This is a genomic window from Streptomyces sp. NPDC059900, from assembly GCF_050270335.1.
Taxonomy (GTDB): Bacteria; Actinomycetota; Actinomycetes; order Streptomycetales; family Streptomycetaceae; genus Streptomyces.
Genome location: NZ_JBNNJZ010000009.1, coordinates 1 through 13,969 on the forward strand (window position 1 = coordinate 1; position 13,969 = coordinate 13,969).

Below are 13,969 nucleotides of genomic sequence, written 5' to 3' on the forward strand. Positions count from 1 at the left end.
GTTCCCCGCGCCCCTGGCGGGGAGCGAGCCCCTTTAGGGGCGCGGGGAACTGCGCGACAAGCCCCCACGCACGTGCATCCGAACCAACGACGGGCAACCCCCGCCAGGGGCGCGGGGAACGGCGCGAGCAACCCCCACCCACCCGCAGCCGAAACACGACGGGCAAGCCCCGCAAGGGGCGCGGGGAACTGCGCGACAAGCCCCCGCGGGCCCGCGGCCGAAGAACCGCCCAAGCCCCCCGGCAGGGGTCAGCGCCAGTCGTCGCCCGGCCGCGTAGGCAAGGACGACCGCCGAGCCCGCCGCGCAGAGCGAAACGCGGCAAGCACCCTGCGCTGAGCCTCGGCGTCGACCTGCCCGCCCCGCACCGCCTCCGCAAGAAGCACGGCAACAGGCTTCCCGAAGCCCACGCCCAGCGGCTCCAGCTCCAGCTCCAGCCCCAGCTCCGACTTTCCCGTCATCCCGGCTCTCCCAACTGCAACTGCTCCGCAAGGCGTTTGAGCCCCCGATAAGAAGCGGTCCGCACCGCCCCGGGGCGCTTGCCGAGCACCCGCGCCGCCGCCGGAGCATCGAGCCCCACGACGACCCGGAGCAACACCGCCTCCGCCTGGTCCCGCGGCAGCCCCGCGATCAGCGCGAGCGCCTTCTCCGTGGAGATGGACTCAAGGGCCTGCTCCGGCGTGCTGTGCGGCCCCGGAAGATCAAGAAGGTCCTGCTCGAGCGCGGCCGGCCGCGGCCGGACCTTCTGGCGCCGCAGATGATCGAGCGCCCGGTGGCGCGCGATGGTCGCCGTCCAGCCACGGAACCCCGCCCCGTCACCGCGGAACCGCCCCAGGTCGCGCGCGATCTCCAGCCAGGCCTCGGCGGCGATGTCCTCGGCGACCTCCCCGTCATGGCCGACCAGGCCCCGCAGATAGCCGACGAGCCCCGGCTGCACCAGGCGGTACGCGACGGCGAAGGCCGCCTCGTCACCCTCCTGTGCCCGCGCGACCGCGGCGCCCAGCTCCTCGTCACGCGCCCGTGCGCGACGGGGTTCCCCTCCTCGACCCACGCTTTCCCATCCGTACCTGTGCGACGCCGCTCACCGTGTCCGTCCCCCACGCTGAGCTGCGCCAGGGCGCACGGAAATGTCACAGGCCACCCGGATGCCCTTCACAGCTGTCAGCTGACCCAGCGCAATGTCCCGCCCGTACGTCACACCTCAGGGGTGCGGGATACGTCACGTCACATTTCGCCCTTCCCCGTACAACCGTTTGCCCCTTGGGGCAGTCGTACGCACTCGCTGTGGTCAACAAGGCCAACCGCCAGCTTCGGCTACTTCGGCAACTTCGGTAACTTCGCTAAGGGGTGGGGCATTTGAGCCCGCGGGAACCACGTAGTCCGCGTAGTCCACGTAATCCGCGCGCGTCGGCGCGAGCGACGCACGCGTACAGACCGCTGAGCCTCAAGCGCAGGGCATGGCTGACGATCGGAGCCGTCGTGCTGGGCGGCGCGGGGGCCGTCACGTACGCGATGGCCGATCCGTCGACCGGGGACCTGCCCGCCGGCGTCTCGCGCGACAAGCGCCCGGTGAGCGTGCACGACATCGCGCTCAAGGCGGACGGCGCCAAGGAGAGGGAGCTGCCGCGCACGTCGACGAAACAGTTCTCGCTGCTCGGCGTCTCGTGGACCGGCGTGACGAAGGAACTCGACGGCACGGCGCAGGTCCGTACGCGCTCCGTCGAGAGCGACAAGTGGACCGGCTGGCAGCACCTCGACCTGGAGCTGCACCTGCCCGAGAAGGCCGAGGCGGGCATGCGTGCCGCGTCCGAGCCGCTGTGGGTGGGCCCCTCGGACGGCGTCGAGGTCCGCGTGGTCGCGGCGGACGGCACCTCAAGTGCCGTGCTGCCCAAGGGGCTTGAGGTCAACCTCGTGGATCCGGGCGTGACGTCCAAGGAGGCTAAGAACCCGGCGCTCGACGGTTCGGCGATGGCACCGGCGGCGTTCGCGGCGGACGCGGTGCCCGCCGACGAGACCGAGACCCCGGTACCGACTGATCCGGCGTCACCGGAGCCGACGGACGCGGAGCCGACCGCCCCGGAGCCGACCGGCCCGGCGTCACCTACGCCGTCGGACGCGCCCACGACTCCCGCGCCCACCGGCTCCCCCTCCACCTCTCCCGACCCCGACCCGGAGCCCACGGTTCCGGAGGCCCCGCCCTCCACGGTCACCAAGCCGCCCATGATCAGCAGGGCGGCATGGGGCGCGGACGAGTCGCAGGTCGAGGATCCGCCGGAGTACATAGACAAGGTCAAGGCGGTCTTCGTCCACCACACGGTCGGTACGAACGACTACAGCTGCGCCCAGTCGCCGGCCCTGGTCCGCGGCATCATGACGTACCACGTGGAGACCGAGGGCTGGAACGACCTCGGCTACAACTTCCTCGTGGACAAGTGCGGCCAGGTCTTCGAGGGCCGCGGCGGCGGCACCGATCTGCCGGTGCGGGGCGCGCACACGTACGGCTTCAACGGCGAGTCCGCGGGCATCGCGGTCCTCGGCGACTTCGAGGGCGACCCGGCGACGAACAAGCCGGCGGGCAAGCCGACCCGCGCCGCCCTCCAGTCGGTGGCCCGCGTGGCGGCCTGGAAGCTGGGCCAGTACGAGGGCAACCCGTCGGGCAAGGTCACGCTGACGGCGGCCGACGACACGGGCGTGTGGAAGAAGGGCGACACCCCGTCCCTCAACACGATCTCGGGCCACCGGGACGGCTTCGCCACAGCCTGCCCCGGCAAGAACCTCTACTCGAAGCTCACCGAGATCCGCCGCTACGCGACGAGCGCGGGCCGCAACTCGGCCGCCCCCACCGCCGACTTCAACAGGGACGGCATCACTGACCTGGTGGCGGGCACGCCCAAGGCTTCGGGCGGCGTGGGCAGCCTGACGGTCGTCCCCGGCGGCCTCGACGGCCCCGTGAGCAGCTCCAAGAAGACCCTCACGCAGTCCAGCCCCGGCGTCCCCGGCGCATCGGAGGCGGGCGACAACTGGGCCGCGGCCACGGCCTGGGGCGACCTCAACGGCGACGGTTACGCGGACTTGGTGATCGGCGCGCCGGGTGAGGACGACGCCACGAACAAGGACCGCGGCGCGGTGACGATGCTCTACGGCCCGGACTTCACCTCCGGCACGGACATGCAGCTGGCGGACGACTTCCACTACCCGGGCGCCAAGTTCGGCTCCGCGGTGGCGGTCGGCGACTTCAACGCGGACGGCAAGGCGGACGTCTTCGCGGCGTCCACCGGCACCGGCGGCACGTGGGCGGCGCGCTTCAAGGCGGGCAACGAGGTGGGCGGCACGCTGACGTCGGGCGACACGGCCATCTCGTACGCCGATGCCGCGTCCGGCGACTTCAACCGTGACGGCTACGCGGACGTGGCGCTGACCTACCGCGACCAGGCAGGACTCGGCAAGGTCCAGTGGTTCAAGGGCACGAGGTCGGGCCTGAGCAGGGTCGGCTCCCTCTCGGTCAAGGGCGGGCGCTCCGTGGCGGTGGGCGACGTGAACGGCAACGGCTACGACGACCTGGTCATCGGCCAGCCGTACACGGCGGAGTCGGGCGCGCACGCGGGCGGCCAGGTAACGGTGGTCCCCGGCACGTCAACAGGCTTCACGACCACCGGCATGAAGACGATCCACCAGGACACGTCCGGAGTGCCGGGCGCCGCCGAGTCGGGCGACGCGATGGGCTGGTCGGTCTCGGCGGGCGACTTCAACCTGGACGGTTACGCGGACGTCCTGACGGGCGCCCCGAACGAGGACATCACGCGCGACGCAAAGGCGAGGACGGACGCAGGCACGACCCTCCTCCTGAAGGGCACGTCATCAGGCCTGACGGGCACAGGCTCGCAGGCCTTCACCCAGGACACGGAGGGCATCACCGGCTCCACGGAGACGGCGGACCGCCTCGGCTCCTCGGTGGTCCTGACGGACCTGTCGGGCTACGGCCGCGCGGACCTGGCGATCGGCGTGGACGGCGAGGACGAGGGCAACGGCACGATCCTCCAACTGGACACCGGCGCATCGGGCGTCTCGACATCGAGCGGCGTCTACTACGGCCGCACGCAACTGGGCACCCCGGCGACGGCCCACCTGGGCGAATCCCTGACCCCCTGACCCCGTAACCAAGGCCGCTGACTGAGGGCCCTCCGTTGCAGAAAAGTCCCACTGCTCTCCCGCAAACGCCCAGGTCACTGGGTGCCGGGGTGGGACTTTTCTGCAACTCACCACCACCCCCGGTTGATCGCCACGACGAACCGCTCGACGGCGGCTCTGCGCCGAGCCTCGGAGCCGAACCGCCACGCTCGGATGTCCTCCCCGCAGGTAACGGTGAACTCGCGCCGCTTCGAGATGAGTTCGGCCGAGCAATCGCGTCTCGGCGCCTGCCAGACAAGCGCTGTCGGAATGTCGGTCACCCGGTTGTGGGCGAACACCAGAACCCGCCGATTGGTGACCACGAGGAAACATCCGGCCCCGACCAGCCTCCTGGGGAAGGAGGTCCGGACAGACCGCACCGGAAAGACCGTCACCGGCTCCTCCCCGTCATCCAGGAGGGCCCGCACCCGCTCGGGGTTCCTCCAGGCCTGCCCGCCGTACAGCACGGTGTACGTCAGCCCCTGCACAAGCCGAACATCAGCGCGTTCGAGTCGATGCCAAGTACGGCATACGCCAGGAGGAGCACCAAGGGGAGGACGACCAGACAGCGCACGACCAGCACGACCCGGTTCCGCAAGCCGCGTCGACGCACCCGGCCCAACCCCGCCTCAAAGTCCCCCATAAGCCACCGCTCACGGCTCCTCAACACTCGACACAGACCCGTCTCTCCCTGCGTACGGCGTATTCGCCGCCCGTGGTACGGCGTCGAGAAGGCCCCGTGACCTCCAGCTGCCGTGCGAGCCGTCGCAGTCCTCGATACGTCGCGGACCGCACGGCCCCCGGGCGCTTCCCGAGAACACGCGCGGCTGCCGCGCCGTCAAGCCCCACCACCACACGCAACAGCACTGCCTCACCCTGGTCCGGGGGCAGCTCCGCCACAAGCCCCAGCACACGCGAGGTGGTCATCGACTCCACGACCTCACCGGCGGTGTCGTCGGCGGCAGGCAGGGCGAACGCGTCCCACTCCAGCAGGGAGGCACGGGGCCTGCTCTTCTGACGACGGAGGTGGTCGATGGCGCGGTGGCGCGCGACGGTTGCGCTCCAGCGCCGGAAGTCGGCTCCGCCCCCACGGAACCGCCCCAGGTCCCGGACAATCTGCAACCACGCTTCGGAAGCCACGTCCTCGGCATCCTCACGAACAAGCCCGCGCAAATACCCGAGAAGCCCCGGCTGAACGCACCGATAGACGATGGCAAAAGCCGCTTCGTCCCCGCCCCTGGCACCCCCCAGGGCCCGCGTCAGCTCCTCGTCGCTGCCCCCTGCACGGCAACGCTGTTCCCCACCCTGCCCCACGCTCTCCTCTTAACCCCGTTGACACTGTTCACCGTGCCCGTGCCCTCAAAGCGTCAAGAATCATGCCGCATTTCGCGTACGGCCGGGCAGGGTTAGATAGAAAGTCTGCAGGGACTTCTCGGCAGAATCTGTGGCGGCTTCAAAGCAATTGATCACTTTGCCCAGTGGATTCCATACGCGGCCGTCCGGCATGCGTACACCCACAGATTGTCCGAAGTAGGCGCGCTGTTCTTTGTCGAAATCGACCCAGACGGCGCCGGCGCGACGCACGAGCACTTCCCCTACGTAAGCGCCGAGCCCGAAGAGTGCCCCGGCGACCTCGTCGCGACCGCGGCCGCCCTTGCGCAGGCCCGCGATGAGGAAGTCGACCACGCGCAGACTCGCGACGGAGAAGTCGAGCGGCAACCGATTCCGCACGGTCACCCGAGCCACGAACTCGCGAGCCCGCCCCCGCATCTCCTCAGCTCCCGGCACTTGTCTTCTACCCTCATCGTCCACGACTCCCACCCCTTCGGCTCAGCTGTCGAGAGAGCGCGACGCACCCTCCCTCCACCAAGCGAAAGCCGCTCCTCGACCATGACGGCTGCCAGCCGTGTCTATTCTCACTCGGTAAATTTCTCCGGCTCGTACAACCATCCACCCGGCTCGAGCGTCTACCCCTCTCCCCCTCAAAGCCCTATGAGTGGAAACGGATCCGTACCACCAGAACATCCGCATCCAGGCCCAGCAGATACCGGTCCGCGAACCTCAAGTATTCCAGCGTCCTCGCGAACCTTTCTCGAATGTTCCCTACACAGGAATCATCCCGCCACTTACCGTCGAGCCCTATCAGAGCCGCCGTAGGGATAACTCGGCTTCGTTCTCTCTCCAGAAATTCAGCCCACCCGAGTTCAAGCCGGGCGACTGGGTCATCGGCCTCTTGCACCACTGTCGAGGTCATCAGACCGGACGCAAAGGCTGCCCGGATGAAGGGCTGTTCCATGTAGTCCTGACGCGCCTGCGTCACGGGATAGGTCGCATCGCGCGCGAAGCGGTCGAGGAAATCGCGCAGCGGGCTGGCCGCCTGGCTGCGCTCGGCGAGGGCGCTGAGGGCCTGCCACGTGGCGAGGGCCTTCTCTTCGGCAGCAGCTCGGTCCGTGTCGAAGTCCAGAAGTCCTCTAGGTCCTCCGTCACAACGGGACCTGGTACCGAGGCGCTTCTCACCCTCTCTGTATACGGGGTTACGGATGATCCGCGGGTCGTCCTCGAAACCGGAACGGACACGAAGCCCCCTCTCGTCGTCACCGCCGAAAACGTGCCACCAGTCCCATTCCCCCTGCCACTCACCCCCCGACACCCCGGAATCCATATTCTGGTCGTACGGCGCCATGACCTCCACGAGTGCGTCATGGACGCGCTCGGGCGCCACGGGCGGCAAACACACTGTGACGATATTGGTAGCCATTTGAATCAACCATTCTGTGCGAGTTCAAAGGCGGGATGCCAGGGGCCGCCACCCCCCGCAAGAGTGCGGGGGGTGGCGGCGCAGGTCGGACCCTACGCCTGCGGAGTATCGCCGCAGCTCATAGGCCAGACACAGCTGTCACCTCGGGTGACCTTGTACGCGTCGTACCAGAAAGCTAGTTCGCCCAGAATTCCCATACCGCCAAATATTTTACCGCCGAGCTTTCCGGACCTTCCTCCTCCCTTTCCGCCGCCACCCCGCACGCCCGGCGAGCCGTTCGGGGACGGGGCGCGGCTCCCGAACTCGCCGGTGTCGAACCCCGAATCCAGGTGAAGCACTCGTACGTTCGCATTTCCTGCGAACCGTTTCGACACCTTCTCTGCCTGTTCTCGGCTCGTGGCGTTGAAGACCACGTGCTGCGTCTGCTGCTTCCTTCCTCCCAGCATCTTGTTTTTAATGGTTCCGGCTATGTCGTCGATATTCGACGATGTAGAGGTCGTGTCGTCGACCGACTCCACACTGGCGATCACCCCCAATTTCCAGGTGACCTTGATGATGTCGGAGGTCGTTCCCCTGACTGTCTCTTTCCCGTCCACACCCATGATGGTCCCCTTTGCGACGATTGCCCTTTCGGCGTCCTGGAACAGATAGCGGGAACCGTTCCCGGTGCTCATGTCGTACGCCTGACCACTCGCCACAAGCTTGGTGTTCATATGTGCGAGACTTTGCCTAGTGGAGTCCGAGTCGCCATCTTTCGAAACGAGATGAGGTACTGCGTTGGCGTCCACATAGACATCTCCCAGGGCGTCCTTCAGGAAGCTCAGCGGGGACCAGGTCTTACTGGGATTTCCGGGGTCGGTCTGGTGTCCGTCGAGCTCGATCAGGCTCGTCGGGTTCCCCCCGGCAAACGCATAGCGATTCCCCGTAAGAGGATCGCCACCCAGGTCCATGTCCGAAAGAGCCCCGTTATACATATCCCGAGTGGTGAACCGATTGAGCCCCGGACTGTAATCGCGGAACCCCATGTCGTACGTCGCCGAAGCCGCGTCCCAGCGCTTCGAGTTGAAGCGGTACGGGTTGTACGACTCCTTCGTGGGGTTGCCCGCTTCCGGCTTGTCGATGCCCGTGAAGTCGGCGGAGTCATCCGAGCCGTACGCCGAATAGCCGTACGTCGCCTTCGTGTTGCCGTCCTTGTCGGTCAGCGTCTCGACGTCCGTGTGGCTGTTGTAGCCGTAGAAGGTGGACTCCCCGGCCGAGCCGTCCGCCGCGTGCTTCACCTGTGAGAGGCGATCGCCCCACGGCCCGTACTGGTACGACTTCGTCAGCTTGCCGGCGACCTCCTCACCCAGGACCTCGCCCGACATGCCGAGGTAGGTGTAGTCCGTCGACTTGCCTCCCGCGTCCGTCCGTGACGACGTGCGGTCCAGTGGGTCGTACGCGTACTTCGTCGTCTTCAAAGCGCCCGTCGACGCGTCCGCCTTCTCGTGCTGCTTCACGCGGTCGAAGCCGTCGTACCCGTTGCGCTCGATGACCTTGCCGCCCGCCGTCACCGACTCCTGGCGGCCGAAGGCGTCGTACAGGTGGGAGGCCGATGCGCCGCCCGTCGTCGTCTTCAGCAGACGGTTGCGGTCGTAGCCGAACGTCGTCGTCTTGCCCTTGACCGTCTGCGAGATGACGTTCGCGTTGTCGTCGTGGACGTATGTCTCGGTGCCTGCCCCGTCGCCCGTACGCGTCGACTTCGCGAGGCGGTCCGCCGGGTCGTAGGTGTAGGCCGTCGTCGACGACACGTACTTCGCGTGGTCGTCGGCGTTCATCTTCTTCGCCACGTCCTGCGCCTTGTTGCCGTTGGCGTCATAGGCGTAGGTGTGGGACGAGACCAGCGCGCCGTTGCCCGGCTTCTTCTCCGTCTGGGACTTGAGCGCCCCGTCCAGGTAGTAGACGTAGTCGACGGTGTTCTTGTTGGCCTTGGTCTCCGTCTTCCGCTCGCCCCGGTAGGTGTAGTCGTAAGACGTCACCTTCGGGGAGGCATCCGACGCGGACTTGCCCACCGTTGCCGTCTTGACCAGCTCACGCAGGTCGTACGTGTACTTCGCGTACTGGTCCGGGTGCTTGAGCGTCTCCGGTTGGCCGTTCGCGTCGTACGTGTAGGAGGTGGTCTTCTTCTCCTGGCCCGCCAGGGCCTCCGCCACCTTCTCGACCTGGTTCAGGCCGGTGTACGACATCGTGTACGCGTCGACCTTCGTGCTGGTCGAGGTGTCGTCGATCGAGGTGAGATTGCCGTTGACGTCGTACGCGTACGCGAAGCGCTTGCGCTCCGTGTCCGCGGCCTTCTCCGCCGAGTTGTCGCGGACCAGCTTCACGGTGTCCGCGGCCGCCTTCAGGTCGGCGTTCTCGCCCTTCTTGTAGGTGGTCGCCGCCCCGAGCTTCGTCCACTCCCCCGACTGCTCGGACTGCTCGTACGCCGTGTACTTGCCGGCCTTCGCGATGTTCAGCTTCCAGGTGTGCGGGGACGACTTCGTTCCCTTGCCCCCGGTCACCTGCGACTCGTACGCGACCAGCTCGTTGGCCCCCACCGGGATGCCGTCGTCGTCACGCGACTTGAGCTTGCCGTCGGGGTAGTGGCCCCACCGCATGGTCCGGCTCGTCGAGCCGCCCGCCGACGTCAGCTGGCGGGCCGTCTGCTGGCCCAAGGCGTTGTAGTCGTACGTCGTGCGGATGTCCCACACGTCCAGCGACGTCTTCACCCAGCCGTTGTCGTAGTAGCCGTATGTGGTGTCGTTGCGGGTGCTCTCGCCCTCCGAGGGCGGCATCGACGTCTTCTGCACCCGCCCCACGGCGTCATACGTCGTCTCCGACCAGACCTTCTTGTTGTAGCGAGGGTCCTTCGGGTCGTACGGCTGGATCTGCCGGGAGGGGCGGTTCAGGGGGTCGTACGTCGTCTCGGCGACGAAGTCGTCGGGCTCACCCTCAGTCGCCACACCGCGCGGCGTGAAGACCTTGATCTGGTTGCCGACCTCGTCGTAGCCGAACTTCGTCGTACGGACCGTCGTGCCCTCGTGCGGGGCCTCCACCACCGCGAGCTTGCCGCGCTCGTCGTAGTGGTTCCGGGTCGTGTTGTTCTCCGCGTCCGTCGTCGAGACGGTCAGGGAGTCCTTGTCGTACGACTGCTTGACCGTGCGCCCGGCCGCGTCAGCGACGGCCACGACGCGGTGGTTCATGTCGTAGTCGGTCTTGGTCGTGTAATCGTCCGGGTCAGGAGTCGCGTTCTTCTTGGGGTCGATGACACGGACCGGGTTGCCGACCCCGTCGTAGACGTAGCTGACCTTGTCCTTCTTGGCGTTGACCACCGATTCGAGCTGGTAGATCGCGTCGTAGTGGTTCGTCGTGACGTAGTCGTCTGGGTTCGAGGGCGTGGCCGTGCCCTTCGGTTCCGTCGTCGTCTTGAGGTTGCCGACGCTGTCGTACGTGTACGCCGTCTTGCGCTCACCGGACGTGTCCGTGTCCTTCGGCGCGGTGGCCGTCAGGATCTGGTCGGCCTTGTCGTAACTCGCTGTCGAGACGGCGCCGTTCGGTGCCGTCGACTTGGTGACGTTGTCGTTCGCGTCGTACTCGGGAGCCGGCGTCGTGATGAAGACGCCCGCTGCCTGGTCCTTCGGTGTCTTCGACACCAGTGGGCGGCCGAACGCGTCGTACGTCTGGGTCGTCTTCTTGCCCAGCGCGTCGACGACCTCGGTCACCTGGCCCCTGGCGTCGTACTCCGTCGTCGAGATCTTCGCCAGGGCGTCCGTCGTGGTGCGCGGGTAGCCCGCCGCGACGAAGTCCTTGTAGGCCGTCGGGTTGCCGTTGGCGTCCGTCGCCCGCGTCAACTGGCCGTAGGCGTCGTACTCGTACGACGTCGTGTAATCGCCGTCCTCCGACGAGGCGACGCCCTTCGGGTCCGTAACCGTCTTCAGGTTGCCCTTGGCGTCATGGTCGAACTGCCAGACACGGCTCTCCGCCGAGGTCTTCTTGATCAGGTCTGCCGAGTAGCCGTCCGCACGGGTCTTGTACTCGTAGCGGACCGAGTGGGCCGGTGACTTGCCCGGCGCGCATTCCGCGGCGTCCGGCACACCGCCCTTGTTCTCCTCCGCCGAGCGCTCCCAGAGCGGGTAGCCGGTCTTCTCGTCGTAGCAGTACGCCGTCTTCGCTCCGTTGTTCTCCTCCAGGAGCGTGACGTTGTGGTCGGCGTCCCACGTCATCCTGGTCTTCTCGGACTTGGCGTTGGTGACCTGCACCGGACGGTCCTGTGCGTCCGTCGCGTACGTCGTCGCGTTCTTCTCGGCGTCGGTGACCTTGGCCTCGGTGCCTCCGTCCGTCCTGGACGTGTACGTGAAGCCGGTGGCTGCGCGCTGCCGGTCCGTGATCGTCTTGACCGACCAGCTGGACTCCGGGCCGTCTCCGTACTCGACGTCGGTGGCGTTGCCACGAGGGTCGGTGACCTTGGTCAGCTTCGTGTTCTTGTTGCCCTGCGCCGCTTCGTAGCCGAAGGAGAAGACCTTCGGCTGCGCCGTGCCCTCGCCGTCCGTGAGGCGGCCGAGGTGGCCCTTCTCCGTGTAGAGGAAGGAGAGCTTGCGGCCCGAGATGTCCGTCATGGACTTCAGGTGGTCGTAGATCTTCGGGTTCCACAGGTCCGTGCCCGTGGCCTTCTCGCTCTTATCGTCGATGTAGTCGTACGTCGCGTCGCCGGCCCCGTAGTAGTCGAGCTTCAGGGAGCTGCGACCTGCCGGGTCCTTGATCTCCTTGAGGAACTTCACCCAGCGGTTGCCGGAGTCGCGCACCTCGTAGACGTACGTCTGGGTGTTGCCGTTCTTGTCGACGACCGAGGTGAGGTAGCCGTCGCAGCCGATCACGAAGCGGGTGCCGTCGGGACGGGTCAGGGTCCAGGCGTCCGGGACCTCTGGGCTGCTGCCGGTCTGGCAGACCTTCACGACGTCCGGCTTGGAGGTGAGCCGGTAGTGGTAGCCCGCCGACGGCTTCCAGCTGCCGTCACCCTGCTTCCGGAACAGGTGCTGCGTGCCGTCACCGTCGATGACGTACGCCTCGCCGGGGTCGGCGTCCGGGTGGAAGTCGAGCATCGCGCCGAGCCGCAGCGGGCCCGCCGCCTGCGCCGACCAGCCGTATCCGAGCTGGCTGTCGGAGGAGTCCTGGGCGTTGTAGGTGAAGCGCGCGAAGGTGTTGATTCCGCGGCCGGGGTTGGTGAACGCGTTGTACGACCAGACCGCGTTGCCCGATCCGAGGTTGCCCATCAGGGTCGAGCCCGCGCCGGTGTTCTTGCCCGTGTACGCGTGCTGCTTCTCCATGCCGACGCGGTCCGCGGTCGGGTCCTCGACGGCGGTCGCCTGCTCCAGACCTCCGATGCCCGGCTTCTGGGAGAGCCAGCTGTTGTCGGCCTTGTTGAGGATGTCCCAGGTGAGCGTGTAGCCGGAGCGCCGGTTGCCGTCGGCGGTGTACGGCGACTTGACCGTCGCCTCGACGGTGGCGGTGGCCCCGGGAGCGAGGGCCGGGATGTCCGCCTTCAGCTGGTTGTCGGCGGTGGTGGCGTCCGTGCCGTCCGGCAGGGACCACTTGTACGACAGCGCGCGCTCGCCCGCGGGCCAGGCGGTGGTCGTGGTGTTGGCGACCGTCACTTCCACCGGATACGTGTTGTTCTCGGACATGCGGGTGGGCGTGTCCGGTGCGTAGTACGTGTCCCAGGGGGTGGGTTCGGCGGTGATGACCCGGAGCTGGGGCCGCTGTGCCGCGTCGGCCGCCTCGCTCGACAGGAAGCGTGTGGGCTTGTGCCGCCGGGGCGCTGAGGGCTCAGCGTCCTTTGACGTCAAAGGCGGCTCATCCGCGGCGTTCAGGAGGACGCCCTTGTTGGTGCTCGGGCGCTTGGCCCACTGACGGGCGAGCGAGGTGACGTCCCAGGCGTACGCCCCGCCCTGGCCGGTGGTGTCGGAGACGGCCGCCGAGGCGTCACCGCCGCTCGCGGACCATGGGGTCTTGGAGGTCGATTTCTTCCAGGTGGCGGACTTCTCGTTGAACTCGCTTTTCAGCGGGCTGAGTTCGATGAGCCGAGCCTTGGCCGCCCCCTGCCCGGTCTCCCGCAGGCGCAGCTCGGCCTGGAGGACGGTCGCCTTCTTGGGAACACCGAAGGTCGGGAACCTCAGGGCCGCGCGGGTCGTGCCGTAGACACCGTCGCCCGCTCCGACGCTCAGCCACTTCTCGTCTAGGTTCACACCCGGCTTGGCGGAAGAGAGGGTGGCGTCGGACTGCCCCGCCCGCAAGATCCGCAGCGTGTGTCCGGCCTTGGGCACGCCCACACGGCGCGCGGGCGAGGCGAGTAATCGTCCGTCTCTGGTCTCCGCCAGGAGACGATACGAGTAGTGGCGCCCGGTCTCCGTCGCGCTGTTCGCGCGGGTCGGCTCGGCGGTCGTGTCCCTGTAGGAGGTCGCACCTTTGCCGAGCGGGGCCACGAGAGTGGCGCGGGTCACCTTGAAGTCGGCGCGGGTGGAGCGGTGCAGCTGGTATCCGACCAGGTCGTCGCCCTTGCCCTTTCCGGATACGTACTTCGGCCAGGACAGTTCGGGGCCGGTGGCGTGCACCACGGTGGGGGCGTTGAGGGTGGTCCCTCCCGCGCCGTAGGTGACTTGAGGGTCGCGGGAGTTGGTGGGGTACTTCCGGGGCGGGGTCCTCGGGATCTTGGGGCCCTTCGCAGGGCCCTCGTCCGCCGCCGGCGCCCGCACGGGCGCCGATCTCTCCTCCGCGTGGGCGGCCGCAGGCAGCACAGCGCCCACCACCGCCGACGCGACAAGGCCGACCAGCAGCCTTCGATAACTGTTTCTCACCGTGTCGACTACCCTTCCGGAGCCTTCTTTCGTAAATTCGCGCAGCTCGCCCGCACGAAAAGAAAGAGGGCAGGATCGAGTACCGCTCGAGGAATTCCAGGAGCGGCGCAGAAGCATGGATCAAGTAGCAGGCGAGAGTTCTACGCAGTTGTTCGACGCGGCGTCAACCGCCGTGGCATTA

At 67.5% G+C, this 13,969-nt stretch carries 8 protein-coding genes; 1 reads left to right on the forward strand and 7 read right to left on the reverse strand.

Annotated elements, in window-relative coordinates; translation table 11 throughout:
• Window positions 1-248: 248 nt before the first annotated feature.
• Window positions 249-458, reverse strand: coding sequence for a hypothetical protein (locus ACQKIP_RS03010; protein WP_365865923.1), 210 nt, complete (start codon window positions 456-458; stop codon window positions 249-251).
• The gene (locus ACQKIP_RS03015) at window positions 455-1,048 is read right to left on the reverse strand and encodes an RNA polymerase sigma factor (RefSeq protein WP_365865922.1); all 594 of its coding nucleotides are present in this window, start codon (window positions 1,046-1,048) and stop codon (window positions 455-457) included. The genes ACQKIP_RS03010 and ACQKIP_RS03015 overlap by 4 nt, the downstream gene beginning before the upstream one ends.
• 428 nt (window positions 1,049-1,476) lie before the next feature.
• Between ACQKIP_RS03015 and ACQKIP_RS03020 the strand changes: the two genes are divergently transcribed.
• Window positions 1,477-4,146, forward strand: a complete 2,670-nt coding sequence (locus ACQKIP_RS03020) for an FG-GAP-like repeat-containing protein (RefSeq protein ID WP_365865920.1) — start codon at window positions 1,477-1,479, stop codon at window positions 4,144-4,146.
• Between the two features lie 107 nt (window positions 4,147-4,253).
• On the opposite strand, the gene ACQKIP_RS03025 is transcribed toward ACQKIP_RS03020, so the two are convergent.
• The 5 genes from ACQKIP_RS03025 to ACQKIP_RS03045 form a co-directional block, all read right to left on the reverse strand.
• On the reverse strand, window positions 4,254-4,652 hold the full coding sequence (locus tag ACQKIP_RS03025; protein ID WP_365865919.1) for a hypothetical protein: 399 nt from the start codon (window positions 4,650-4,652) through the stop codon (window positions 4,254-4,256).
• A gap of 175 nt (window positions 4,653-4,827) precedes the next feature.
• The gene (locus tag ACQKIP_RS03030; protein ID WP_365865917.1) at window positions 4,828-5,478 is read right to left on the reverse strand and encodes an RNA polymerase sigma factor; all 651 of its coding nucleotides are present in this window, start codon (window positions 5,476-5,478) and stop codon (window positions 4,828-4,830) included.
• Between the two features lie 60 nt (window positions 5,479-5,538).
• On the reverse strand, window positions 5,539-5,934 hold the full coding sequence (locus ACQKIP_RS03035) for a hypothetical protein (protein ID WP_365865978.1): 396 nt from the start codon (window positions 5,932-5,934) through the stop codon (window positions 5,539-5,541).
• A gap of 220 nt (window positions 5,935-6,154) precedes the next feature.
• A complete protein-coding gene (locus ACQKIP_RS03040; protein ID WP_365865915.1) occupies window positions 6,155-6,922 on the reverse strand; it encodes a hypothetical protein in 768 nt (255 codons plus the stop codon).
• 92 nt (window positions 6,923-7,014) lie between these two features.
• On the reverse strand, window positions 7,015-13,788 hold the full coding sequence (locus tag ACQKIP_RS03045; protein WP_365865913.1) for a DNRLRE domain-containing protein: 6,774 nt from the start codon (window positions 13,786-13,788) through the stop codon (window positions 7,015-7,017).
• Window positions 13,789-13,969: the final 181 nt, after the last annotated feature.